At 40.4% G+C, this 23,668-nt stretch carries 24 protein-coding genes; 20 read left to right on the top strand and 4 right to left on the bottom strand.

The features are described from left to right. Positions 1 to 106 precede the first annotated feature (106 nt). The 11 genes from HMPREF1551_RS09670 (at position 107) to HMPREF1551_RS09620 (ending at position 11,843) form a co-directional block, all read left to right on the top strand. Positions 107 to 1,036 (top strand): 1-aminocyclopropane-1-carboxylate deaminase/D-cysteine desulfhydrase, encoded by a 930-nt coding sequence (locus HMPREF1551_RS09670; RefSeq protein ID WP_021628946.1) that lies wholly within the window; start codon positions 107 to 109, stop codon positions 1,034 to 1,036. After that, positions 1,017 to 2,120, top strand: a complete 1,104-nt coding sequence (locus tag HMPREF1551_RS09665) for a glucosaminidase domain-containing protein (protein ID WP_021628945.1) — start codon at positions 1,017 to 1,019, stop codon at positions 2,118 to 2,120. Before HMPREF1551_RS09670 ends, HMPREF1551_RS09665 begins: the two co-directional genes overlap by 20 nt. 12 nt (positions 2,121 to 2,132) lie before the next feature. Continuing rightward, complete coding sequence (locus tag HMPREF1551_RS09660) at positions 2,133 to 3,164, top strand: endonuclease/exonuclease/phosphatase family protein (RefSeq protein WP_021628944.1); 1,032 nt, start codon at positions 2,133 to 2,135, stop codon at positions 3,162 to 3,164. Positions 3,165 to 3,237: 73 nt separating this feature from the next. Further along, on the top strand, positions 3,238 to 4,152 hold the full coding sequence (gene lgt / locus HMPREF1551_RS09655; protein WP_021628943.1) for a prolipoprotein diacylglyceryl transferase: 915 nt from the start codon (positions 3,238 to 3,240) through the stop codon (positions 4,150 to 4,152). Positions 4,153 to 4,167: 15 nt separating this feature from the next. Further along, on the top strand, positions 4,168 to 5,337 hold the full coding sequence (locus HMPREF1551_RS09650) for a glycosyltransferase family 87 protein (RefSeq protein ID WP_021628942.1): 1,170 nt from the start codon (positions 4,168 to 4,170) through the stop codon (positions 5,335 to 5,337). After that, positions 5,334 to 6,260 (top strand): glycosyltransferase family 2 protein, encoded by a 927-nt coding sequence (locus tag HMPREF1551_RS09645; RefSeq protein ID WP_021628941.1) that lies wholly within the window; start codon positions 5,334 to 5,336, stop codon positions 6,258 to 6,260. Before HMPREF1551_RS09650 ends, HMPREF1551_RS09645 begins: the two co-directional genes overlap by 4 nt. A 23-nt stretch (positions 6,261 to 6,283) precedes the next feature. After that, a complete protein-coding gene (locus tag HMPREF1551_RS09640) occupies positions 6,284 to 7,048 on the top strand; it encodes a polysaccharide deacetylase family protein (RefSeq protein ID WP_021628940.1) in 765 nt (254 codons plus the stop codon). Then, the gene (locus tag HMPREF1551_RS09635; protein WP_021628939.1) at positions 7,045 to 7,983 is read left to right on the top strand and encodes a glycosyl transferase family 90; all 939 of its coding nucleotides are present in this window, start codon (positions 7,045 to 7,047) and stop codon (positions 7,981 to 7,983) included. Before HMPREF1551_RS09640 ends, HMPREF1551_RS09635 begins: the two co-directional genes overlap by 4 nt. 10 nt (positions 7,984 to 7,993) lie before the next feature. After that, positions 7,994 to 9,535, top strand: a complete 1,542-nt coding sequence (locus HMPREF1551_RS09630; RefSeq protein ID WP_021628938.1) for a sulfatase-like hydrolase/transferase — start codon at positions 7,994 to 7,996, stop codon at positions 9,533 to 9,535. Positions 9,536 to 9,552: 17 nt separating this feature from the next. Next, complete coding sequence (locus HMPREF1551_RS09625) at positions 9,553 to 10,491, top strand: beta-1,6-N-acetylglucosaminyltransferase (protein ID WP_021628937.1); 939 nt, start codon at positions 9,553 to 9,555, stop codon at positions 10,489 to 10,491. After that, positions 10,488 to 11,843 carry an O-antigen ligase family protein gene (locus HMPREF1551_RS09620; RefSeq protein WP_021628936.1) on the top strand — a complete coding sequence of 452 codons (1,356 nt, stop codon included), beginning with the start codon at positions 10,488 to 10,490 and terminating at the stop codon, positions 11,841 to 11,843. The genes HMPREF1551_RS09625 and HMPREF1551_RS09620 overlap by 4 nt, the downstream gene beginning before the upstream one ends. Positions 11,844 to 11,851: 8 nt before the next feature. Here the strand turns inward: HMPREF1551_RS09620 and HMPREF1551_RS09615 are convergent, their stop codons facing one another. The 3 genes from HMPREF1551_RS09615 to HMPREF1551_RS09605 are packed head-to-tail and all read right to left on the bottom strand — an operon-like array spanning position 11,852 to position 14,438. Beyond that, positions 11,852 to 12,664: a glycosyltransferase family 2 protein gene (locus tag HMPREF1551_RS09615; RefSeq protein WP_021628935.1), complete on the bottom strand. Its 813-nt coding sequence runs from the start codon at positions 12,662 to 12,664 to the stop codon at positions 11,852 to 11,854. A 3-nt stretch (positions 12,665 to 12,667) separates the two neighbouring features. Next, complete coding sequence (locus tag HMPREF1551_RS09610) at positions 12,668 to 13,714, bottom strand: hypothetical protein (RefSeq protein ID WP_021628934.1); 1,047 nt, start codon at positions 13,712 to 13,714, stop codon at positions 12,668 to 12,670. Continuing rightward, positions 13,686 to 14,438, bottom strand: coding sequence for a glycosyltransferase family 2 protein (locus tag HMPREF1551_RS09605; RefSeq protein ID WP_021628933.1), 753 nt, complete (start codon positions 14,436 to 14,438; stop codon positions 13,686 to 13,688). The genes HMPREF1551_RS09610 and HMPREF1551_RS09605 overlap by 29 nt, the downstream gene beginning before the upstream one ends. A 156-nt stretch (positions 14,439 to 14,594) precedes the next feature. Between HMPREF1551_RS09605 and fabD the strand changes: the two genes are divergently transcribed. The 8 genes from fabD to alr all read left to right on the top strand — a co-directional run bounded on the left by fabD (position 14,595) and on the right by alr (position 21,001). After that, a complete protein-coding gene (gene fabD, locus HMPREF1551_RS09600; RefSeq protein WP_021628931.1) occupies positions 14,595 to 15,473 on the top strand; it encodes an ACP S-malonyltransferase in 879 nt (292 codons plus the stop codon). A 145-nt stretch (positions 15,474 to 15,618) separates the two neighbouring features. Continuing rightward, positions 15,619 to 16,287, top strand: a complete 669-nt coding sequence (locus tag HMPREF1551_RS09595) for an epoxyqueuosine reductase QueH (RefSeq protein WP_021628930.1) — start codon at positions 15,619 to 15,621, stop codon at positions 16,285 to 16,287. Between the two features lie 5 nt (positions 16,288 to 16,292). After that, complete coding sequence (locus HMPREF1551_RS09590; protein ID WP_021628929.1) at positions 16,293 to 17,264, top strand: polyprenyl synthetase family protein; 972 nt, start codon at positions 16,293 to 16,295, stop codon at positions 17,262 to 17,264. Between the two features lie 14 nt (positions 17,265 to 17,278). Beyond that, on the top strand, positions 17,279 to 17,929 hold the full coding sequence (locus HMPREF1551_RS09585; RefSeq protein ID WP_155851623.1) for a hypothetical protein: 651 nt from the start codon (positions 17,279 to 17,281) through the stop codon (positions 17,927 to 17,929). A 30-nt stretch (positions 17,930 to 17,959) separates the two neighbouring features. Next, positions 17,960 to 18,913, top strand: a complete 954-nt coding sequence (locus HMPREF1551_RS09580) for a hypothetical protein (RefSeq protein ID WP_021628927.1) — start codon at positions 17,960 to 17,962, stop codon at positions 18,911 to 18,913. 68 nt (positions 18,914 to 18,981) lie between these two features. Further along, a complete protein-coding gene (locus HMPREF1551_RS09575) occupies positions 18,982 to 19,731 on the top strand; it encodes an enoyl-CoA hydratase/isomerase family protein (protein ID WP_021628926.1) in 750 nt (249 codons plus the stop codon). Beyond that, a complete protein-coding gene (locus HMPREF1551_RS14050; RefSeq protein ID WP_021628925.1) occupies positions 19,728 to 19,892 on the top strand; it encodes a hypothetical protein in 165 nt (54 codons plus the stop codon). Before HMPREF1551_RS09575 ends, HMPREF1551_RS14050 begins: the two co-directional genes overlap by 4 nt. 2 nt (positions 19,893 to 19,894) lie before the next feature. Beyond that, entirely contained in the window at positions 19,895 to 21,001 is a 1,107-nt protein-coding gene (gene alr / locus HMPREF1551_RS09570) for an alanine racemase (protein WP_021628924.1), read from the top strand. 51 nt (positions 21,002 to 21,052) lie between these two features. Here alr and HMPREF1551_RS09565 read toward each other — a convergent pair whose 3' ends face one another. Continuing rightward, positions 21,053 to 22,303, bottom strand: a complete 1,251-nt coding sequence (locus HMPREF1551_RS09565; protein WP_034544614.1) for an ABC transporter permease — start codon at positions 22,301 to 22,303, stop codon at positions 21,053 to 21,055. A gap of 21 nt (positions 22,304 to 22,324) precedes the next feature. Between HMPREF1551_RS09565 and HMPREF1551_RS09560 the strand changes: the two genes are divergently transcribed. After that, the gene (locus tag HMPREF1551_RS09560) at positions 22,325 to 23,542 is read left to right on the top strand and encodes an exo-beta-N-acetylmuramidase NamZ domain-containing protein (RefSeq protein ID WP_034544638.1); all 1,218 of its coding nucleotides are present in this window, start codon (positions 22,325 to 22,327) and stop codon (positions 23,540 to 23,542) included. The last annotated feature ends 126 nt before the right edge of the window (positions 23,543 to 23,668 follow it).

The raw sequence follows: 23,668 nt of genomic DNA, 5'->3' as shown, positions 1-23,668 counted from the left end.
CTGCTGTTTCTTAAAGAAATAGCGCTCTTCTCTGTCCTTCTATTTCTAAAAAACACATTATAAGGAATTAGCGTGTAATTTTGTTCAAGAAAATAGACGCTTAAAAATGATTGCGATTCCAGTCATAGAGACTCAAAAAGTCCCTATCAACTATCCTCATGGAATCACTCTGTATATAAAGCGCGAGGACAAAACCCATGTACATGTCTCCGGTAACAAATACCGGAAGCTCAAGTACAATCTATCGGCAGCTATCCAAGAGGGGTATGAAAGACTTATCACCTTTGGAGGAGCCTACTCAAACCATATTGCAGCCACCGCCTATGCAGGGAAAGTGGCGGGTATAGAGACCATTGGTGTGATTCGAGGAGACGAATTGGCCAATGCTGTCCCCCACAACCCTACCCTAAGCTTTGCTCAGGACTGTGGTATGCGTTTTCATTTTGTGACTCGAGAACAGTTCCGACTGAAACATACAGAGGCTTTCAAGGAGGACTTGGCCAAACGTTTTGGCCCTTATTACTATGTCCCGGAAGGAGGCACCAACGCCCTGGCTATCAAGGGTACGGAGGAAATTCTCACTCCAGAGGACAAGGACTATGACTTTATTACCACTGCGGTAGGTACGGGAGGTACCATCGCAGGGCTGATCAACACTGCCCTACCTCACCAGAAGGTACTGGGCTTCCCGGCTCTCTGTGGTCAGTTTTTAGAGGAAGAAATTAAAAAATGGATACACCCCCCAGGCCATTGGCAACTGATCCATGATTATCACTTAGGGGGCTATGCCAAGGTTAATGAGGATTTTATCCGCTTTCTCAATGATTTTTTCAGGCAAACCCATATTCCCTTAGACCCTGTCTATACAGGGAAGATGATCTATGGCGTTACTGACCTGATTGAGAAAGGTTTTTTTCCAAAAAACAGCAAAATCTTAGCTATCCACACCGGTGGATTGCAAGGAATATATGGAATGAACCAACACCTTAACCAAAAAAAGAAACAAACATTGGATTATGAACAAGAAATTAGTTAGCTTTATCGGTCTCATGGCCTTGGCCACCTCTTGTAGTACTGGGCATAAGAATGGCTCTGCAAGGAAACCTATCACCCGTATTCCTGAAAAAATACTCACAGAGACCAAGCCCAGTGAGACTTATATTGATAAGGAAAAACCGGAAACCCCTGAGGAATTAGAGGCCACCTCGGCTGTAAAGGTGACCCCTGCCCTAATCCGTCAGTATATAGAAACCTACAAAGATATTGCCATGGTGGAGATGCAACGCTACGGAATCCCCGCCAGTATCACCTTAGCACAAGCCATCTTGGAGAGTGGTTCTGGCCAAGGCCGCTTGGCTCGGCATGCTCGTAACCACTTCGGTATCAAGTGTCATTACGACTGGGAAGGAGACACCATCACTCATGACGACGATGCCAAGGGCGAATGTTTCAGAAAATACCAGCATCCGGAAGCCTCCTTCGAAGACCATTCTCAATTCTTGGTCAATCGTTCTCGCTATGCCTTCCTCTTTCAGCTAAAGGCTGGAGATTATAAAGGCTGGGCTTACGGACTCAAGAAAGCAGGATATGCCACCGACCCTGGGTATCCACAAAAGCTCTTGCTTCTTATCAAAAAATACGAACTCTTTACCTATGATACTGAAGTACTCGGCTATGCTTTTGTAGAGGACAAACCCCTTTCGCCTATTCCTAACAGTCCTCCCCTTACCTTAGAAAAGAAAAAAGAGACAGGAAAGGCCGTAGCTAAGGAGAATACAACTCCTAAAAAAGAAAGCAACGCTGCTAAAAAAGTAAATGCTCCTACCACTACTGCAAAAAACACTCAAAAAACAGTCGCCAAAAAGGATGATAGTGCAAAAAAGGATACAAGCGTCACCGTACAAAAGGTAGACAGCACACGAGTGGCGCAAAAAGAAGCAAATAATACCCCTACAGAAGAGATTGCTATGGAGCTTATCAAGATGTATATTGTCAAAAAAGGAGATACCCTCTATAGTATTGCTCGCCGTTCAGGGGTAAGTGTAAATGATCTTATGGCACTGAACAATATGAATGAACCTAAATTGAATTTAGGCCAAATACTCGTGATCCGTGAGTAAAAATACTATCTTATGAAAAATCTTTGGAGAACACTCTCCCTTGTAGAAAAGATCATTCTTTTAGCTAATGGAGGGGTAGGCGTAATATTGCTTTTCGCCTACCTACTCCCTTTTGTGCCTCCTCAATACTTCGAATACGCCTCCTTGACTGTCTTTACTCCTATTCTGATGTTGGCCAATATGATATTCATAGGGATATGGATCGTACGTCGTCGCTGGTGGTTCCTCTTCTCCAGTGTTTTGTTTATTATCGGATTGCCCTTCATGCATCGCTTTGTCCAGTTCGCCAAGAGCAAGAAAGCCCCTAAGGAACACTTGAGTATCATGAGCTTCAATGTACGCCTTTTCAATCACTACAAATGGAATCCGGACAGCTCTCTTAGAGATCAGATTATCCAATTTATAGCGCAAGAGCACCCCAATATCCTTGCCTTACAGGAGTTTTATAGCAAAGAGAATAAGAGCTTTCCCTTCTACAAGTATAAAAAATTTATCTATAAGAACCCCAAAGACAAAATAGGGCAGGCCATCCTAAGCGATTACCCGATCATAGAGAGTGGTTCCTTGGACTTTCCCCATACGGGCAACAATGGAATCTTTGCGGACATCGTAACTGGAAAAGATACCCTAAGGGTCTATAGTCTTCATTTTGAATCCTTTCATATAGAAGACACCGAGATCAGCCAAGAGAACTCCAAGCGGATTTTCCTAAAACTCCCCCGACGTTTTGCCATTCAGCAGGCACAGGTAGAGCTCTTCAATGCCCATGCTGATCGGTCTCCCTATCCTATTGTCGTTTGTGGAGATTTTAACAATACCGCCTTTTCCTATCTCTACCAAAAAATCCAAGACCGAGGCCTCATTGATAGCTTTCAGGAGGCAGGCTCTGGCTTTGGCAGCACCTATGATTTCCCTTACTTCCCTTTCCGTATCGACTACATTTTAGCTGACCCTTATTTCAAAATCACCTCCCACAAGGTATATAGCCATACACCCTATTCCGACCACTACCCTATCAAAGCAAGCCTTGTCAAAAGAAAGTGATTAACAATTAACAATTAACCCTTGACAATTAACATTTAAAATTCGTACTTTTGTCCCTTATAAAATAACCCTCATGAACTGGAATCCCGATCAGGTATTGCTTGACCTGCATATTATTCAGATACGTTACTATAGCCTCATGTTTGTAATTGCCTTTTCCTTAGGTTTTTACCTCATGAAAAAGATCTTCTTAGCCGAAGGAAAAAGCCTTGACAAGCTGGATGCTTTGGTGATTTATGTAGCGCTTGCGACCCTTTTAGGAGCGCGTTTGGGACATGTATTTTTCTACGATTGGGACTATTTCAAGCAACATCCACTGGAGATCATTCTTCCTTTCCGCTTCTCTCCTACCTTTGAGGTAACTGGATTTGCAGGACTGGCCAGCCATGGAGCTGCGGTAGGAATCATCATCGCGATGTTCCTCTATATCCGTAAGTATCCCGATATGAAACTCTCCTGGGTGCTTGACCGAATCGTGATTCCTATTACCATAGGCGGGATGTTTGTTCGTTTTGGTAACTTTATGAACTCCGAGATCGTAGGAAAGGTCGTTGACTCCTCTTTTCCCTTTGCCGTAAAATTCTTACAATCAGGCGACTTCAACGCTCATGAGGCCATGCAGCTCACCGGAGCCACTACCCCCAAAGATGCCTTCGAGCTCATCGCCCACAATCTACAGTTTGCAGAGATCTATAACCAAATACCCTATCGCCACCCAGTCCAACTCTATGAGGCTGTCGCTTACTTTTTTCTCTTTTGGTTGCTCTACTACCTTTATTGGAAAACAAATAAGAAAGACCAACCCTATTTTATCTTTGGTGTATTCCTAATCGCCCTTTGGACTATCCGCTTCTTGGCAGAATACGTCAAGGACAGCCAGGGAGGGATAGAAAAAACTTTAGGCCTGCTCTCCACCGGACAGTGGCTGAGTATCCCCTTTATCTTGGCTGGGGTGTTTTTACTGTTCTTTAAGAGAAAGAAAGTATAACTTAAGCTTGTTCCTATGCTAAAGAGACTATTTTATAATGAGCGCTTTACGGCTATCCTTTGGGTAGGATTGGCACTGGCTACCATCTTGCAAAATGTGGTCATTCGAGGTAGGTTCAACAATTACCTTATCTTCGAGGGCGTGTTCAATCATACCCTCAAGCAGCTCCCCCTCTTTATCCCCTATCCTGAAGAATATGGGGATATGAATCATTATGGGGTATTCTTTAGCGCCATTATAGCTCCTTTTGCCCTTTTGCCCTCCTCTTTGGGATGTACCTTATGGATTTTGGCCAATGCGGCATTCCTTTACTGGGCTATCCGTCAATTGCCTCTGTCCAAGGGATCCATTATAGGAATATTACTGATAGCTGCCCATGATATGTATACAGCAGCGGCTATGCAACAGTTCAACATCAGTGTCATCGCCCTTTTGGTAGCGGCTTTTGTTTTTGTAGAAAAAGGGAAAAGTCACTGGGCAACCCTTTTTATTGTAATAGGCACCTTGACCAAGCTCTATGGAATTGTCGGCTTGGCCTTCTTTTTCTTTGCCAAGGACAAAGGACGCTTTGTATGGTCAGGTCTATTATGGGCAGCCTTGCTCTTTTGCTTGCCTATGCTATATTCCTCCCCTGAATATGTGCTTTCCCAATATCATGATTGGTACGTCTCTCTATCTGAAAAGAATGGAGAGAATATGGATACCTCTCACTATAACCTCCAGAACCTCTCTCTCTTAGGATTTCTGCAACGTACAGGCTTGTTCAATAACAACTTAATAGTCATCTCCATTGCCTTAGTCCTCTTTGCCCTCCCTTACTTGCGAATAGGACAATACCAGCACCTACGCTTTCGGCTCATGTTCTTAGCTTCGGTGAGCATGTTCTTATGCCTATTCAGTACCGGAACCGAGAATAGCACCTATATCATTGCCTATGTAGGCATTGGCCTATGGTTTATGGCTTCTCCTAACGAAAATAAAGCCCTGAAAATCACGCTGCTAATTTTAGGTTTCTTAGCCTCACTTTCCCCTACCGACCTATTCAAGCCGCTGAAGGAACCCTATATCATTCGCTATTCCCTTAGGGCTGTCCCAGTAGCCCTGATATGGCTGACCCTTATTTGGGAAATGTGTCGCTTGGATTATGGAAAACAAGAGACTAACCCTAAAGAAGTTGCCTCATGAAAAAGATAGATATCGTCGTACCCTGCTATAACGAGAGTGAGAATATCCGTCCGCTATATCAGGCCATCAAGGAGGTCTTCGCCACTGAACTTCCCGACTATCAGTTCCACTTACTTTTTGTAAATGACGGCAGTCAAGATAGTTCCTTGCTTGCTCTTGAGCAATTGGCCAAGGAAGACGGACGGGTGAAGTATCTTTCCTTCTCCCGCAATTTTGGCCACCAACTCGCTGTAAAAGCAGGCTTAGATCATGCTTTTGCCCCTGCGGTCATCTCCATGGATGCCGACTTGCAACACCCCCCAGCGCTAATTCCCTCCCTCATCCGCAAGTGGGAAGAAGGAGCCCAAGTAGTGGCTACCCTACGCACCTATCCCTCGGATATATCTAAGAAAAAACGCAAGAGTTCCCAGCAGTTTTACAAACTGCTAAACCTACTTTCTGATATTGAAATCAAAGAAGGCTCGGCCGACTTCCGCCTACTTGACCAATCCGTAGTGGAGGTCATCCGTCAGATGAAAGAAAACGAACCCTTTCTCCGCGGTATGGTTCCTTGGGTAGGTTTCAATCAAGTGTATATACCCTATACCGCGCAAGCACGCCATTCGGGAGAGACCAAATACACGATTAAGAAAATGTTCCAACTTGCCCTCAGTGGAGTTACCTCTTTCAGTGTAAAACCCCTCTATTTTGCGGTCTTCTTAGGCTTTTTCTTTTCCTTGCTCTCGGTACTGTACATCCCCTATGTGATCTACTCCTTCCTCAATGGCTCGGAAATATCAGGATGGGCTTCCCTTATCATGACTATTGTCTTTTTTGGAGGTTTACAGTTGATTATCTTAGGCATCATCGGGGTATATATCGGAAAAATATTCACCCAAACCAAGGAAAGACCTGCCTATATCATTCAGGAAGCTCATTTGTAACCTTTTGAAAAACAAGCTAACCTATGATTTATTTAAGTTTTGACATAGAAGAGTTCGATATGCCTAAGGAATACGGCTTTGATATTCCTTTTGAGCGACAGATGTCCATCTCTCGAGAGGGGCTTACTGCTATCTTGGACTTACTCCAAAAGCACGAGGCCAAGGCTACCTTTTTCTCTACCGTCGTTTTTGCTCAAAATGCCTCTGACCTTATCCTGCGACTTTTGAGCGAAGGCCACGAATTGGCTTCACATACCTATTACCACTCCGACTTTGCCATAGAGCACCTGCGTTCTTCTAAGGAGGCCTTGGAATCTCAGTTTGGTGTAAGCATTGAGGGACTCCGTATGCCACGTATGCTGGAGGTAAGCGCCACCGATGTTAGCCAAGCAGGCTATAGCTACAACTCCTCTGTCAATCCCACCTTCCTGCCCGGTAGGTATAATAAGCTACAGGTACCCAGAGCCCTTTTCCGAGAGGGTGACCTTTGGCAAATACCTGCCGCTGTAAGCCCCTGGCGTATTCCGCTCTTTTGGCTTTCCTTCCATAACTTCCCCTTATGGTATTACAAGTACCTATTGGTTCGTACCATTAGGAGCTTAGGCTATGCCGCCCTCTACTTCCACCCATGGGAGTTTATCAACTTACATCAGAGGGAATTTAACTTCCCTTCCTACGTCATGCGCAATACCGGAGAAGCTATGATCACTCGTTTTGATAAGCTCCTTGGCTTTGCTAAAGAGAAAAATTGGAAAGTAGAGCGTTATAAAAAATTGATAGAGAAATGAATATTACCAAACAAATAAAAATCTTTTATTACATACAAAGCTATCTTCGCCTATTTTTAGGTAAAAAAGGAGATTATAAGAACGCCATTGACACTCTCAAGCAAAAAATAGACACTAAGACTCTCGAACAAATACAAAAACGTGTCGATTATTATTGTAAGCTCGATAAAAAAACACCTAATAGCGGTCTACATCAGCTTAAAGAACTCAAAAATCCTAAAAGCCCCAAGGCCTATTACTTCGATACTTACGAATATACCCGATACTTCCCAGAAAATGAGTTTATAGATTTCATATTTGGAGATGTGATCCATGTACCCAATACCCCAAGTATTGTAAAGAGTCGCCCTATTACTGAAAACAATCAAAATTCCGTCCTCCTAAAGCTGGATAAGGTTAGACATTTTATACGTGTCAACCAAGATAAACCTTTTAGTGAAAAAAAAGATATGCTCATAGGTCGAGGAGCTCTCTATCAGCAAAATAGATATGACTTCTATGACCTATATTTTTCTCATCCCTTATGTAACTTAGGGAGTGTTAGTAAAAATGGCATTGGAAAGCCTGAATGGGAGAAACCTAAAACTAAATTAGAAGAGCACTTGGATTATAAATTTATCCTTAGTCTACAAGGAAATGACGTGGCTACCAACCTCAAGTGGATTATGTCCTCCAACTCCATAGCTGTCATGCCCAGACCTACCGTAGAGACTTGGTTTATGGAAGGCAGCTTGCAAGGAGGTATACATTATATAGAGATCAAGGACGACTATTCCGACCTTGAAACACAACTAAGCTACTATATCAGCCACCCCAAAGAATGTCAAGAAATTATCCAAAATGCTCAAGCTCATACTGCTCCCTTTTGGAATCCTGTCACCGAAGACCTATGCAGTCTTTTGGTTTTAGAGAAATATTTTAACTTATCCAATTAAAATATTATTTATGAACAATCTAAAAACATACCTTTTCGAGATCCTACTTTTATGCTTTACAATAGGTATTCCTTACCTCTTAGGTACCTCAGAGACTGTGGGTGGGATGATTGCCTCTTTCTTTATTTTTATCGTACTAAGATATATCAATTATTGGTTATTTGCTGTTTGTTTTTCCTTTATAACCCTTACTTGTACGCTATTGCTCCCTGCTACTATATGGTTTGGATATCCTACTATTACTATGATCAGTGCTTTTCTTGAAACAAATTTTCAAGAAGCCAAAGAATTCACCCAATCATTACCTCTCTATGCCTATATACTTTCAATAGCTGTTTTATTTTTTGCAGGATATATACTTTATTTAGGAAAAAAGAAAAGGTATACCTATAACAAAAAATCTATCCTTATTACCTCTCTAATAGCTGTGACTGCTATTATACTGACTATTGAGCGCCCCATTAGGAAATGGGATGAAAAAAAAGGATTCGAATTTCGACATTCACATACACTTATCTTTTCTTTTTATGATTCCCTCTACAAGGATATTACAGACTATTATAAGCTTCGAGAAAGTATTGGGATAGATCTCCCTCCTTCTTGGAAAATAGATACAGTTACTCCTCGTTATCAAGACTATGTATTGGTCATAGGAGAAAGTGTACGCCGTGATTATATGTCTCTCTATGGGTTTCCTGTAGAGAATTCCAATTTTTTAAAAGCTGTCAAGGGGACTGTTTTAGAAGGTTTTACTTCAACCGCAGCCAATACTACAACCTCTTTACTACGAACTTTTATCCAAATGAAAGGAACTGATTTTGTATATGAAAATAATATCATCAGTTTAGCCAAAAAGGCTGGATTTGAAACCTTTTGGCTTTCTAATCAAGGTCTTGTAGGAGAATGGGATACTCCTATGGCTAGATTAGCTTCTTTGGCTGACCATAGAAAATTTATGAAATTGGGTCACTATGAATCTAAACCAGTATATGATAGCAGTTTATTAGCACCTTTCAAGGAATATTTATCTCTTCCTGCTACTGGTCCTCGCTTATTCATACTTCATTTAGTAGGTTCTCACCAGCTTTTTGAAAATAGATTGGAAGCTCCTCTCCATTATAGCTATTATAATACCAATTTATCCTCCTATATACAAACTATTGAGCAAACTGACAAGCTATTAGAACAAATCTATCAGACCTTACAAACTCAAAACCACCCTTTTTCTCTTCTCTATTTCTCAGATCATGGCTTAGAGACAAAGGATAGAAATTCTCCAAAAGCCTCCTTAGCTCATGGTATTTCCAAAGCGAGCTTTCGTGTTCCTTTTGTAATAATCAATAGTAATGATACCTTACATAAAGAAGTTCATATTAACAAATCAGGCTATCATTTTATCGAAGGTTTTGCCCAATGGCTTGGTATCAAAGAAAGTAGCCTAAATAGTTCCTATAATTTCTTATCCCCTCCCTCTGACACTTTAAAAGTTTTTACAGGTGAATATGTCCCTTTTGATTCCCTTACAGAGGATAGTATTATCATAATAAAATAGTTAGAAACAATAATGTTATGCAAAAAAACTACTTAATCCTTGCTCATAAAAACCCAAACCAACTCTATAGAATGGTGAAAGCACTTCACGATAAGACTTCTCATTTCTATATCCATATAGATGCTAAAAGTCCTATCACTCCCTTTAAGGAATGCCTACAAGGGCTACCCGTTTCTTTTATCGATCAGAGAGAGGATTGCGTTTGGGGTGATTTTTCTATCGTCAGAGCTACTATTAACCTTATGGAAGCTGCTGCTAAGGCGCTACCCAAAGGCTATTTTATCCTTATGAGTGGGCAGGACTACCCTATCACCTCTCAAAAGGAGATAAACACTTTTTTAGAACAATATAATGACTCTGATTTTATAGATTTCCTACCCTTAGAACAAAAATGGAAAACTAAAATGGTCAAGGACAAGCTTGAGCACTATCACATACTCCATTCTAAAGAGAGAGGCCATAGCAACTGTTATGCCCCTTTTTCACATTGTTCGCTTTTCCAAAAAGGAAGAACGCTATTTCACTTACTCAAAGGACGACTCTCCTGGCAGCACTTTAAGCTATTGTGCAAACTCCCTATCAGGAGCACACCTTTCAGAAAACAATATGCCGGCAGTCAGTTTTGGGCTTTTTCAGAGAAAACTTTCTATAAAGTACTCACTTATATCAAAGAGCACCGTACCTCTTTAGAAGATTACTATCGCTATACCTCCTCTCCTGATGAGATCTATTTCCACTCCATCCTAATCAATCTACAACAAACAGACACTCAAATCAAGCTCAAACCACAGATCACTTACGTGAATTATTTTAGAGGGAATAATATCTTCCTATCAGAAGACCTAAAAACGATTCTTTCCCAAAAAGAGAAACTCTTTGCAAGAAAATTCGATACTGAAATAGATAGAGAAATTTTAGATAGTTTAGATAATTATATCAATAAAAGAAACAAATGAATATAAAGACTTTTTTACAGAAAGAATGGTTTTTACTCCTCGCTTTATTGCCTCTTGTAATTACCTTTTTTATCCTACAATTGACGACACCTACCTGGAATGATACCACTAAAAATATATTATTTTATGGCATTTTCTGCTATGATATAACTCTTATCCTTTTATGGCTCTACCATAATCATTCTTCTTTGTTTGAAAGAGGTGAATGGTTAAGGAATGCCATCACTATTGTAAGCTGTGGAGTTGTTCTTTTATGGACTTATAAGCACAAGATTACTTTCCGTTTGGATATTTTATTTCTCTTTTTGTGTGCCCTATATGGTATTATTCATCGAAAAATTATAAAGCCTACAGCTATTTCTATTCTATTTTTCATCTTTATAATTATACGAATCATAGCCCTTTCGTGGGCAAAGTATTTTGATTATGGAGTAAGAATACTTTTTGAAGAAGAGAGTATTGTTTTCTTTTTATTGATTCCTATTATACTATTAGGCTTTTCAGTAAGCCAAAGACAACAGATAAGCTTTATAGGTATCTGTTTCAAAGGTTTTTTACTTTTACTAATAGCTAATATAGTATTCTATAGTTTTGCAACAAAAGCAGTTGAGAATATTCATTTTTTTAGTTTTTTTACCTTAGACAAGGGATATTTTTCTTATTATGAGGTATTATTCTGGTCTAAGTTTAAGCATCCTAGTTTTATTTCTTGGATTGTTCTTCTCATAGGTGGCTTGGGTATTCTTTTATGGAAGAAGAATAAAACTATTATTTCTACGGCTGAAATAATTTGCTATGCAATCCTACTTTTTTGCTTTATCTTTATGATACAGGCTCGTGTAAATATGATAGGATTCTTCATACTATTGGCCTTTTTTGTATATCTTTCCTTTGAGCAAAGAATTCCAAGACCCATAAAATATAGCTTATTCGTTTTATTAGGTCTTTTGGCTATAGGTATTGTAGGATATCTGACAACTCATACAGCTTATTTCTCAGACCCTATTCGTAACCAAATATATACAACTGCCTTTCAAGCTATCAAGGAGAGTAATATATGGATTGGTAATGGCTCTGGTTACCAGAGATATATAATGGATGGTTTCGTTTATTATGTACATAATGACTTTGTAGCTACCCTTGTAGATACAGGTATCTTAGGAGTAAGTATTTTCCTTTTGTGGCTTGGGGCAATTCTATTTTCAAAGGATATACTCAAGCAGTATATGCTTCTTGCCTTCCTGCCTATTATGAATACAGATGTACTTTTTTATGTATTTGAATGTACATATATCCTTATGCCATTGTTTATTTTTATACTATTTGCCCCTAAATATTCAAAAATACAGTAGTAGTACACTCATTCTTTTCCTATAAGTGCATAAAAAACTTTTTTATACCAAGGACGTGATTGTATTTTATGTATTTTTTCTTTGTATTGGGCTATTATCTTTAGAAAAAAAGCATCAAAATACAAGTTTTCTTCCTTCAAAATATAAGATAGTGCCATCTCTGTATTCCTTTCCATAAGTTCTTTATTCCTTGTTGCATTTTGTTCGTGAATTCTATATATCGCAAGTGGAGAATCTATAAATAGTACTTTAGGAGATTTTTTAAATATTTTTATCCACATAATCCAATCTTCCTTAGCAAAAATAGTTTCTTCAAAAATCGTATTTCCTATAATAGCCCTTGTAAAGAGGAAACAATGAATGGGGATATTAAAATCTATATCCCACCTTAAAAGAATATTTTTATAGATAAACTTATATTTCGTAAGATCACAGAAGGGAGGGCGCTCCTCTTTACCCTTCATCTCATAGAAATTAGTAACCACTATATCACATCCTTTGTCTATAAATAACTTTATACTTTCCTCCAATTTTGTAGGTTGTATAGTATCATCTCCATCCAAGAATTGTATAAAATCACCTGTCACTTTACTAAGCCCCATGTTACGAGCATTACTTACACCCCCATTTTTTTTATAGAAATATAGAAATCTACTATCTTTTTCTTGCCATTTCTTGGCTATTTGTCCAGATGTATCTGTAGAACCATCATCTATAATAATACACTCCCAATCAGTATAGGTCTGCCGGGCTATGCTACTAAGCGTTTCATCAAAAAACACCTCTTGATTATAACAAGTTACAATAATAGATACCTTCATTTATCAATAATTCAATGCTTTATATGGTGATATATTCAACACATATTTTAGCCAATTAGTAAAACTATATTTTTGTTTTATTTCTTCTAATAATGGCGTGTAAGATCCTTTTAAGAATAACTCAAGCCCTTGAAAACTATCTTCCTCAAATACAAAAATATTATTAGGATGATAAAAATCGTATTGCTTAATTGTTGTGTTATTTGTAATCAGTTTTTTCTCATATTTTATAGCTTCAAATACTCTAAAAGAAAGTCCTTCATGATCAACTGTTTTTATATCTAATAGAATTGAAGCCTTGCAGACAAGGGATAAATATGTTTGAAAACTTATACCTTTAGTAAAGAAGGAGATATTTGGATGAAAAAAAGGAGGTGTTTTCCTTCCATAAAAGAGATTAATATTTAGGTTTAAATCATATTGGCTCAATTTATTCACTACTCTCAGTAATGATTGGAACCTATCTTCAATATACATCCCTACATATAATACTTCCTTTGTTTCAGAAATAATATTTTCCTGTTGAAAATCCATATAAAAATTGGTACAAGGAAGTATATTAGTATATTTTTCTTTATATAAAGAAAAATCTCGAGGATCAAAAACAAAAAAACGTTCAAAACACCCTATAATATCAAATACTTTTGGAAAGCGGGCAAGCCCATCCCACTGGTAGGCTACTACTTTATGAGCCACTTGATGTATTTTCTCTATAGTCTGAATATCCAATTTGTCAGGGCGAATTACCACTGCATAATCTATTCCTCCTTTGGAGAACCCATCCAACACCTTTGCTACTTTTTGAGCATAGTGTGTATCTATTAATTGCTTTTTATAGGCCTTATTTTTAAAGAATGTCTTTTGAAAAAAATTAAGAACTTTCCCCTTTAAGTTATATTTAAATATAGGCGCTATCACCTCCACTTGATCAAAGCCCATACAGCTCAACTGTTGTTCAAATACTTTATAAAGCTCAAAATCAGGAGGCATTATCAGTATAATTTTCTTTTCTAAGAACTCTTTATTTATTGTTTTTTTGCTGGTATTCATATAGCTTTGCTAGACAAGAGAATTTGTATTGGGCTTTAAGAACGGCAAAAATAAATCCTCTCTTGCCATCTAAGCACCCTTTTTTAATAAAATAATACTTTACAAACCAAAAAAAAGGGGAAAAGAGCAGTTTGCCCCAACCTATCCGCTTGCCTTTACGACGTTCCACTTCTTGGGTACTGTAATTATTATTCTTACTAAGAATGGTAGTTACTGAATCATTAGCTAAGTGCTCTGAAGCTAAGTCTTTTCTATGGCGTGGTATCTTGATTACCTCCCCTTGTACCTTTACCGTTGAATGTATTTCTTTAGGCCAATCGGCTCCTTCTTTTTTGAAAAAACGCAATTTGAAATCAGGATAAGCTGACCGCATATACTGGTCTATAAAGTAATTCTTGAAGGGAATATACACCCCTCCTATGGCAGGATCTTCAGTGATTTGATAGAGGTATTCTCGAAGCTTTGCAGGAACGGTTTCATCTGCATCTATCACTAACACCCATGGATGCTGTGCCTGAGCAACCGCAAAATTCCTAGCAGGTTCTACATAAGGGAAACGCTCACAATAGACAATTTTGCATCCATAGCGCTCTGCTATAGCAATCGTATGATCATTGCTGTGCATATCACAAATGATTACCTCATCAAAATCTTTCACCGTTTCCAAGACAGTAGCTAAGTGTTTTTCAGCATTATAGGTATTGATAACAACTGATATTTTCATAAGTTAAGCAAGATGATAGCCATTCCAAAGTGCAAATTTACTATTTTTTTCGAATATACAAGCCTGTTTTTATAAAATTTCATTTCAAAATCTCTCTTGCTCATCTCCCGAAAAAAACCTATCTTTGCCCTCTGATACACTTAATCAAGAATACCCATGAAAAAAGCTTATATTTTCCCTGGGCAGGGTTCCCAGTTTGTGGGAATGGGAAAGGACTTGTATGAGAGCAGTCCTCTTGCCAAATCGCTTTTTGAAGAAGCCAATGCTATTTTAGGCTTTGCTATCACCGAAGTCATGTTCGCCGGTGATGAAGAGGCTCTTAAGCAAACACGTGTTACCCAGCCTGCGATTTTCCTTCACTCTGTTATTCAGCGTCAGGTCTTGGGCGATGCTTTCAAACCTGATATGGTAGCTGGACACTCCTTGGGCGAGTTCTCCGCCTTGGTAGCCAGTGACGTACTGACCTTCGAACAGGGCTTACGCCTGGTAGCCAAGCGTGCCGAAGCTATGCAAAAGGCCTGCGAATTGGAGCGAGGTACCATGGCGGCTATCTTAGGCTTGGACAACGCTGTAGTTGAACAAGTATGTAAGGATACTGAGGGTGTGGTAACCCCAGCCAACTATAACTGTCCAGGACAGTTGGTTATCTCTGGAGCCTATGAGGCAGTGGAGAAAGCTTGTGAAACCCTCAAGGCGGCAGGTGCCAAGCGTGCTCAGATTCTTGCGGTAGGGGGAGCTTTCCACTCTGTACTGATGAAGCCTGCCGAGGAGGAATTGGCCAAGGCTATCGGAGAGATTTCCTTCCAAAAACCACTCTGCCCTATCTATCAGAATGTGACCACTACTGCGGTAACCGATCCTGAAGCCATCAAGCAAAATCTTATCGCACAGCTTACCGCTCCGGTGAAGTGGACTCAGAGTGTCCAGCAGATGATTGCCGATGGCGCCACCGAGTTCTATGAACTCGCTCCTGGGAAGGTACTTCAGGGATTGGTTAAGAAAATCAACAAAGAAGCCCAAGTCTTTTCCGCTTAAAAGAAATTCTAAAAAACATTGTATATCTCAAAAAATATCGTACCTTTGCATCGATCTAATCGTTTAGTATAGTTGCTCATAATATGATAATTGAAAAAGGCTTTCATCTTCACGTGAAAGTCTTTTTTAGATTAAAGTCTTTACTATGGAAGAATTTATAAGAGAGAAATTAGTCTTACCCAATGGAGGAAAAAAGCTCCTTTTGCATTCTTGTTGCGCCCCTTGTTCGGGAGAAGTTATGGAAGCTATCAGTGCCTCTGGTATTGAGTTCACTATCTTCTTCTACAACCCTAATATCCATCCTAAAAAGGAATATGAAATTCGTAAGAATGAGAATATACGTTTCGCCGAAAAACTCGGCATTCCTATCATTGATGCGGATTACGATGTAGATAATTGGTATGAAAGAGCCAAAGGCATGGAGAACGAGCCTGAACGTGGGAAGCGTTGCACCATGTGTTTCGATATGCGCTTTGAGCGTACTGCCCTCTATGCTTACGAAAATGGGTTTGACACCATCACTAGCTCCTTGGGTATCTCCCGTTGGAAGAATTTTGATCAAATCAATGACAGCGGTCTACGTGCAGTAGCTCCCTATGAAGGACTTACCTATTGGACACATAACTGGCGAAAGAAAGGAGGTTCCGCACGTATGTTGGAGATTAGCAAGCGCGAGCATTTCTATATGCAGGAGTATTGCGGTTGTGCTTATTCCCTTCGCGACACCAATCGTTGGCGTTTGGAACATGGCAGAGAACGCATAGAGATAGGAGTCAAATACTATGGAGTAGATGATAATAATGACAAACAGTAAGAACTATGCAAATCATTACGGATTACCAAAATGAGTTTCTCGCCTTTATGAAAAAGCACTTAGTGGAGCGGGAACCTAAGAACTTATACGATCCTATCCACTATATTCTTCAGGTAGGGGGCAAGCGCTTGCGCCCTACCCTTACGATGCTCAGTGCGGACATCTTTGGGACGGATTATCACAAGGCGCTCTATGCTGCCCTTGCTGTGGAGATCTTCCATAACTTCTCCTTGGTTCATGACGATATTATGGACGAGGCGCCTCTAAGGCGCGGACAGCCTACGGTACACACCAAGTGGAACCTCAACACGGGTATCCTCTCTGGCGATACCATGCTGATTCTTGCTTACCAATATTTCGAGCAGTATGAACCGGCTATCTTTCAGGAATTGGCCAAGATATTCAGCAAAACTGCCGTAGAAGTATGCGAAGGACAACAGTATGATGTGGATTTCGAGCAACAAGCACAAGTCTCCACAGACCAATATCTCAAGATGATTGCTTACAAGACAGCCGTTCTGGTAGGAGCTGCACTCAAAATGGGAGCAATCATTGCACAGACTACGGAAGAAAATAAGCAAAAAATATACGATTTTGGACTCACCTTGGGCATTGCTTACCAGTTACAGGACGATTATTTGGACACCTTTGGCGATGACACCTTTGGCAAGAAAATCGGGGGAGATATTCTTCAAAATAAGAAAACACTCCTCTATCTCAAGGCTTTAGAGAAAGGTACACCAGAACAAAAGCAAGAGCTACATACGCTCTATACGACCGAGCCTAAGAGTGAAGCAGAAAAAATAGCTCGTGTCACCGAGCTTTTCGTTGCCACCCAAAGCCATACTTATCTAAGAGAACGTGTAGAAGCCTACACCATGGAGGCATTCACTATCTTAGATACCCTTGATATTCCTCAGGAGAAAAAGGATATTCTAAAAGAATTTGGTCGAAGCCTTATGAATAGAACCATTTAATGGGTAAAAAATATATGAAAGTATTTGATGAACTTAGAAAAGCTGGAATTGATAGTAAAGACATAGAAGAATTGGAAAAATTCTATGGGGAAGAACGTTTTATACGTGGAAGAGATGGTTTTATAGCTGTTGAAGATAAGGATTTTGAGGGAATGCAGGATTTCTTTAATGATTATACGCTCTTTAATGATTTGAAAGTGATTCTTACGGATGAAAATTCCAATTATTGGTGTGTCTTTGTAGGAGGAGCTCGTAAGGGAATGGTCTGTCATCTTGATCATGAAGAACAAGACCAACAACAACCTCGCTTTAAGAGCATCAGTCGTTTGCTTGAAGTTATTGAGCAACACAAGGAAGCTTATGACTTTTACGAGTTAAAAGAACTCTCTGAAAATGTATTTGATTTTCCTTCTAAAACCTTAGAAGACTTTCAAGGGAGAAAGCAAATTATAGAACAGTTATACCAAGAGATTGACAACCTTGATACAGAAGATGAGAGCTACGATCAAAGCCGTTCTTCTCATATCTACTCTATCATAGTTCTTTCTATTGCTTCGGAGGTAGATGCCCATATAAAACCTTTCCTTGACGATGAAGACGACTATGTAAAAGAGTTTGCCGAAACAGCTATGAAGTTCTGGAGAGGAGAAATAGTAACTTTCTAAATTATAGGATTATAGGAGGGAGGTGTAGATATGTCTTGGAATTTATCATTAGTTATTCGCCGCTGGTCACTATTAGGGGTATTGTTTATTTGCTTTTATGCAAAAGCCCAGCAGGTGTCCTCCTATGAGGAGTTCAAAAGCCTCAAGGGTAAGGTGCTTTTCGTGGAGGAAAATTACTATACCTCCTTGGAGCACTACCGCAATCGTACCTATGAGAAGCAGTACAAGACCTTAGAGGTGGTAAGGCGCAGCCTAACCTTTGATGAGCTTGGGCGAACGTGGATCTATCAGGAATATGACACCCCTAAGCATTGTATGATGAAAAAGGTGTTCTTATACGACAGCCTTTCTCGTCCTATGGGCTATGACCAGCTCTATGATACGGCCGAACCCTCCTATAAGAAGCGAGATAACTATTGGTCGGCCATCTATATCTATCCTCAAGATGACCCCAATCCAAAGGCGAATATCATCTCTTCGCTCATCTATCAAGGGGATTTGTTGAACGAACATCGGACTTATACTTATGATAGCTCAGGGCTACTGATCGAGGAGAATATCACACATGTACAACATAATCAGGACAAGATTTCTTCTCATGATACCTGTCTTAGTTTTACCTATAACCCACAAGGACAACTGACCAAAGTCCGTTGGGAGAACACCTCCTCTGGTGATATCTTATATCGTGATATTTATAGGTATGACAGCCAAGGGAGAGTTATACGAAAAGAACACTGGTGGGACAATACCCTTTTTATCAAATACACCTATGAGTATAACGAAAAAGGCGATCTCACCATTGAACTCAAGGAAGAGGGTGATCTCTTAGAAAGACCCAAAGTTAAGCAGAAGACGTTTTTTTACTATACTTATCTATACGACACTCATGACAACTGGATTAAAAAAATCGCCTCCAGCGATAATGGTATTTATTTAGTAACTGAAAGAATCATCAAATATGATTTAGTGGATAGTGATTAGTTGTTAGTGATTAGAAACTAACTACTAAAAACTAACTACTAAAAACTAACTACTAAAAACTAAAAACTATGGATTACGTATACACTACCTTCGGCGGCAGTATCGCCACTATAGAATTTGCCTCCGAACAGGCCAATGCACTCTCCATGGAGCTACTCCAGCGTTTGGCCAAGGAGTTAGACGCCCTCTCTACCCATGAAGCGGTCAAGATCGTCATCTTGAGAAGTAAGGGTGAAAAAGCCTTCTGTGCAGGAGCTTTCTTCAACGAATTGGTAGAGGTAGATTCTCCCGAGAGTGGCCAGTGCTTTTTCAGTGGCTTTGCTCGCGTACTCTGTGCTATTCGCAACTGTCAAAAACCGGTCATTGCAAGGGCACATGGCAAGGCGGTCGGTGGCGGGGTAGGCATATTGGCCGCTTGTGATTATGTCTTTGCGACCGAAGCGGCTGCCATCCGCTTGCCTGAATTGAGTATAGGGATAGGCCCTTTTGTGATTGCTCCTGCCATCGAACGAAAAATGGGCGTGGGAGCCCTCGCAGAGCTTTCGCTCACACCTGACCAATGGAAAAATGCGTATTGGGCTGAGAAAAAAGGGCTTTATGCACGTGTTTTTGAGAATACCACCGACCTTGACAAGGAACTGGGCTACTTTAACAACAAACTCGCATCCTATCCCTTGGAGGCCTTAGTAGAAATCAAGCAGATGCTCTGGAAGGGATACCCCTCTTGGGATCCGCTCCTTTTTGATAATGCCTCCGTTACAGGACGCTTGGCCTTATCGCCCTATACCAAAGACAAATTAAAACCTAAAAACTCATGATGCCACTCCAGCAGAATATAGAACAGATACAAGAAAAGATTGCCCATGCTCCCGATAGTGGTTATGCCATTGGTATCCTCATAGGGAGCCTCTTGCCCTTTGCAGTATTGGCTATACTGGGCTATCTTTTGTTTTCCTATTACAAAAATAAAAAACAGTAAAAATGTCAGTACAAGAAACTACCTTGGAGATTCGCTTGGACTATCTCCAACACAATGTACGCCAACTCAAAAAACACCTCAAGCCAGGAACTCGCTTCTTGGCAGTAGTCAAGGCCAACTCCTATGGTAACAGTTCCGTAGAAGTAGCCAAATACTTAGAAAAAAACAACTTAGCAGACGAGTTTGCTGTAGCTTTTACCTCCGAGGGTATCGAACTACGCCAAGCAGGGGTGACTCGCCCAATTTTAGTCTTCCACCCACAATTGGTGGATTTCGAGCAACTTGTCCAGTACAACCTCGCCCCTACCCTCTATTCCAAAAGGCTCATCACTCACTTTATCGACTTTGCTCAACAAAAAGGACTCCATGAGTATCCTTTTCATCTCAAGTGCAATTCTGGCATGAACCGCTTGGGCTTCTCAGTAGAAGAAATAGATGAGATTTGTGAGCTACTCAAGGGGCATGAACAGCTCAAGGTAAGAACAGCCTTCTCTCACCTCTTAGCCTCAGAAGACTTGGAAGCGCGCCCTTTTATGGAAAAGCAAATCGCCCTATTCAAGGCTTTTCAGAAAAAATTAGAGGCGCATTTCTCTCACAAGATTATCTACCACAATTGCAATACTTCAGGCATACTCAACTATCCCGAGGCGCATTTCGATATGGTACGTAGTGGTATTGGCATGTATGGCTTTGCCAATGACCCTCGTTTGCAACAGGAGTTTAAGCCTATCACCACGCTCAAGAGTATCATCTCTCAGATTCATACCATCAAAGCAGGAGATTATGTAGGCTACAACTTTGGCTTCCAAGCCCAAAGACCTATGGAGATAGCTACCATTTCGGTAGGCCATGCCGATGGGCTCAATCGTATCTATGGTAAGGAAGTCGGTTTTGTATTTATCAAAGACCAACGCTGCCCCATCGTAGGCAATGTGTGTATGGATATGATCATGGTGGATATCACAGACCTCGGTTGTGAGGAAGGGGACGAAGTGGTGATTTTTGATGAGCGACATACCAGCGAAGCCCTTGCTGAAACCGCTCAAACAATCTCTTACGAACTGATCACTTCCCTCTCCCGACGTATCAAAAGAGTATTCATAGAATAGTGAAAAGCGAAAAGTGAAGAGTGAAGAACTAAGTTTTTCACTCTTCACCTTTCACTCAAATTTGATCGCTCTTATCGGGGATATCTTACTCACAATATAGGAAGGAATCAAAAGCATCAGTAAGCAGATGACCAAAATACCTATATTAAGAGCCAGTATATATCCCATGTGTATATAGATAGGCACCTCTGACACGTAATAAATAGAAGGATCGAGCTTCAAAGGGGTAAAATAATATTGTACCCAAAGCAGTCCCAATCCTATGAGATTGCCCCAAAACAATCCTAATCCTATCAGGTAAGCTGCATTGTAGAGAAAAATCTTACGGATACTCCAGGAAGTCGCCCCTAAGGCCTTGAGAGTGCCTATCATAGGAGTTCGTTCTAAGATAAGTACTAAGATCGCTGTAATCATATTCACCCCCCCTACAATAACCATGATACTAATGATAATCAAGATATTGAGATCAAAGGTATGAAACCAATCGAAGATAGTAGGGTATTTTTGAGCAATGGTCTGCGAATCGTACTCTGCTGGAATATGGTTGTAGATATAGGCACCTGTTGGCTCCATTTGGTCAAAGTCTTTGATATAAACTTCAAAAAGCCCTGCTTGCTGCGCTGTCCATTTATTGATTTTCTGTAGCTGCCTTATATCTACCAATATATAGGTAGCATCAAACTGCTGGAACCCAGATCGGTAGATTCCCGCTATTTTAAAATTGCGTTGGTTGGGGATCCCCATGCTGTCCTCTCTTAAAAAAAGGGTATTACAAATATCTCCCACAGAAAGCTCCAAACGATTGGCCAAGTACTCAGATATAAGAACTTCATGGCTGATGCTATCTGAAGCAAAATGAGGGAGCTTCCCTACCTTAAGATAGCCACGCATATATCGCCAATCAAAATCCTTACCTACTCCTTTGGCGATGATCCCTTCGAAGGTTTTTTCAGTGCGAATAATGCCTCCCTTAGTAATCACCGCTTGTATATGAACCACCTTTTTCCCTTCATGATTGAAAAACTGCGGATCTCTATAGAAATCCTCTTCCATAGAAATAGGTGCTACTGAAACCTCCGAATGATTGGTGTCATAGTTAAATATCTGGATATGACCATTCAGTGAGGCTATTTTCTCACGAATGCGTTCCTGCAAACCACGCCCTGTGGCCACAGCTATGAGAATCATCACCACCCCAAGAGCTATGGCACTGATGGCAATTTTGATAATTGGAGAAGAAATACTACTTTTGCCCCCCGAATGTCGCACCATACGACGAGCTATGAAAAACTCAGTATTCAAAATATAAAACGCAAAATTAGAATGAGCAAAATTACACTTTTTTTATTATTTATCAGCATTTTTGGCCAACTTTCTGCACAAAATATTTCTTTCAAGAAATATGAATATGTGGGCACTGGTGCCAGCCAACACTACCAATACCTCCCTATGCTCGCAGGCAAACAAGTGGGGGTGGTAACCAATCATACGGGTATTATCCAAAAAATCGTCCACCAAAAGGATAGTACTATCACCGTACAGCAGGAGCATTTGGTAGATTTTCTCTTATCCAAAAAAGTGAAAATAGCCAAGGTTTTCGCTCCCGAACATGGGTTCCGCGGCACCGCTGATGCCGGAGAAGTTGTCAAGGATGGGGTAGATACCAAAACCAAACTACCTATCATCTCTCTCTATGGCAAGAACAAAAAGCCTTCCGCTGAGCAGCTCAAAGGAATTGACATCATGCTTTTTGACTTGCAAGATGTAGGGGTGCGCTTCTACACCTATATCTCTACTTTACATTATGTGATGGAGGCTTGTGCAGAGAATTATATTCCCTTGGTTATTCTCGACCGTCCCAATCCCAACGGATATTATATGGACGGCCCGGTACTGGAGCCCGCTTATAAGAGTTTTATAGGCATGCACCCCGTCCCGGTAGTCTATGGAATGACCATAGCCGAGTATGCCCAAATGATTAATGGAGAGAAATGGCTCAAGGGAGGTATACAGTGCAATCTAAAGATCATCCCTCTAAAGAGTTACGACCGCAAGGCCATCTATCCACTTCCGGTACCACCTTCGCCGAACTTGCCCAATGCCACTGCCGTGAATCTCTATCCCAGCCTCTGCTTCTTCGAAGGCACTCAGGTGAGTATGGGGCGTGGTACTAAGTGGCAATTCCAGATATATGGCTCTCCCTACTTCGAGAAAACAGCCTTTACCTTTGTCCCTAAGCCCAATGCAGGAGATAAAAACCCTAAATTCAATGGGCGTACCTGCTACGGAGAAGACCTTTCCCAAACCCCTCCCCTCTCGGAGCTGAATCTCTCTTGGCTTATCAAGGCCTATAGGCAAAGTTCTGAAATAAAAACACCTTTCTTTACTTCCTCTTTTGACAAATTAGCAGGTAACAAAACCCTCAAGGAGCAACTCCAGCAGCACAAAGAAGAAAATGAGATCCGACAAAGCTGGCAAAAGGCTCTCAAGGCCTTTGGTAGAATGAGAAGAAAATACCTGCTCTACCCTACCGAATTTTAATTTTGTGAAGAAAATTATCAAAAAAATAGCAGCTATATGAATTATATTTTTTATTTTTGTGCCATGAAAAGTAGGTGTTTTTCTTAAGCACAGGCTTTTCTACAGATAAACATCTGTATCATAAGA

The organism is Capnocytophaga sp. oral taxon 863 str. F0517 (genome assembly GCF_000466425.1).
Lineage (GTDB): Bacteria > Bacteroidota > Bacteroidia > Flavobacteriales > Flavobacteriaceae > Capnocytophaga.
This window is presented reverse-complemented; position numbering and strand designations above follow the sequence as displayed.

Coding starts and splice junctions, on each gene's coding strand:
- HMPREF1551_RS09670 (WP_021628946.1), top strand. CDS start 107: ATGATTGCGATTCCAGTCATAGAGACTCAAAAAGTCCCTATCAACTAT.
- HMPREF1551_RS09665 (WP_021628945.1), top strand. CDS start 1,017: ATGAACAAGAAATTAGTTAGCTTTATCGGTCTCATGGCCTTGGCCACC.
- HMPREF1551_RS09660 (WP_021628944.1), top strand. CDS start 2,133: ATGAAAAATCTTTGGAGAACACTCTCCCTTGTAGAAAAGATCATTCTT.
- lgt (WP_021628943.1), top strand. CDS start 3,238: ATGAACTGGAATCCCGATCAGGTATTGCTTGACCTGCATATTATTCAG.
- HMPREF1551_RS09650 (WP_021628942.1), top strand. CDS start 4,168: ATGCTAAAGAGACTATTTTATAATGAGCGCTTTACGGCTATCCTTTGG.
- HMPREF1551_RS09645 (WP_021628941.1), top strand. CDS start 5,334: ATGAAAAAGATAGATATCGTCGTACCCTGCTATAACGAGAGTGAGAAT.
- HMPREF1551_RS09640 (WP_021628940.1), top strand. CDS start 6,284: ATGATTTATTTAAGTTTTGACATAGAAGAGTTCGATATGCCTAAGGAA.
- HMPREF1551_RS09635 (WP_021628939.1), top strand. CDS start 7,045: ATGAATATTACCAAACAAATAAAAATCTTTTATTACATACAAAGCTAT.
- HMPREF1551_RS09630 (WP_021628938.1), top strand. CDS start 7,994: ATGAACAATCTAAAAACATACCTTTTCGAGATCCTACTTTTATGCTTT.
- HMPREF1551_RS09625 (WP_021628937.1), top strand. CDS start 9,553: ATGCAAAAAAACTACTTAATCCTTGCTCATAAAAACCCAAACCAACTC.
- HMPREF1551_RS09620 (WP_021628936.1), top strand. CDS start 10,488: ATGAATATAAAGACTTTTTTACAGAAAGAATGGTTTTTACTCCTCGCT.
- HMPREF1551_RS09615 (WP_021628935.1), bottom strand. CDS start 12,664: ATGAAGGTATCTATTATTGTAACTTGTTATAATCAAGAGGTGTTTTTT.
- HMPREF1551_RS09610 (WP_021628934.1), bottom strand. CDS start 13,714: ATGAATACCAGCAAAAAAACAATAAATAAAGAGTTCTTAGAAAAGAAA.
- HMPREF1551_RS09605 (WP_021628933.1), bottom strand. CDS start 14,438: ATGAAAATATCAGTTGTTATCAATACCTATAATGCTGAAAAACACTTA.
- fabD (WP_021628931.1), top strand. CDS start 14,595: ATGAAAAAAGCTTATATTTTCCCTGGGCAGGGTTCCCAGTTTGTGGGA.
- HMPREF1551_RS09595 (WP_021628930.1), top strand. CDS start 15,619: ATGGAAGAATTTATAAGAGAGAAATTAGTCTTACCCAATGGAGGAAAA.
- HMPREF1551_RS09590 (WP_021628929.1), top strand. CDS start 16,293: ATGCAAATCATTACGGATTACCAAAATGAGTTTCTCGCCTTTATGAAA.
- HMPREF1551_RS09585 (WP_155851623.1), top strand. CDS start 17,279: ATGAAAGTATTTGATGAACTTAGAAAAGCTGGAATTGATAGTAAAGAC.
- HMPREF1551_RS09580 (WP_021628927.1), top strand. CDS start 17,960: ATGTCTTGGAATTTATCATTAGTTATTCGCCGCTGGTCACTATTAGGG.
- HMPREF1551_RS09575 (WP_021628926.1), top strand. CDS start 18,982: ATGGATTACGTATACACTACCTTCGGCGGCAGTATCGCCACTATAGAA.
- HMPREF1551_RS14050 (WP_021628925.1), top strand. CDS start 19,728: ATGATGCCACTCCAGCAGAATATAGAACAGATACAAGAAAAGATTGCC.
- alr (WP_021628924.1), top strand. CDS start 19,895: ATGTCAGTACAAGAAACTACCTTGGAGATTCGCTTGGACTATCTCCAA.
- HMPREF1551_RS09560 (WP_034544638.1), top strand. CDS start 22,325: ATGAGCAAAATTACACTTTTTTTATTATTTATCAGCATTTTTGGCCAA.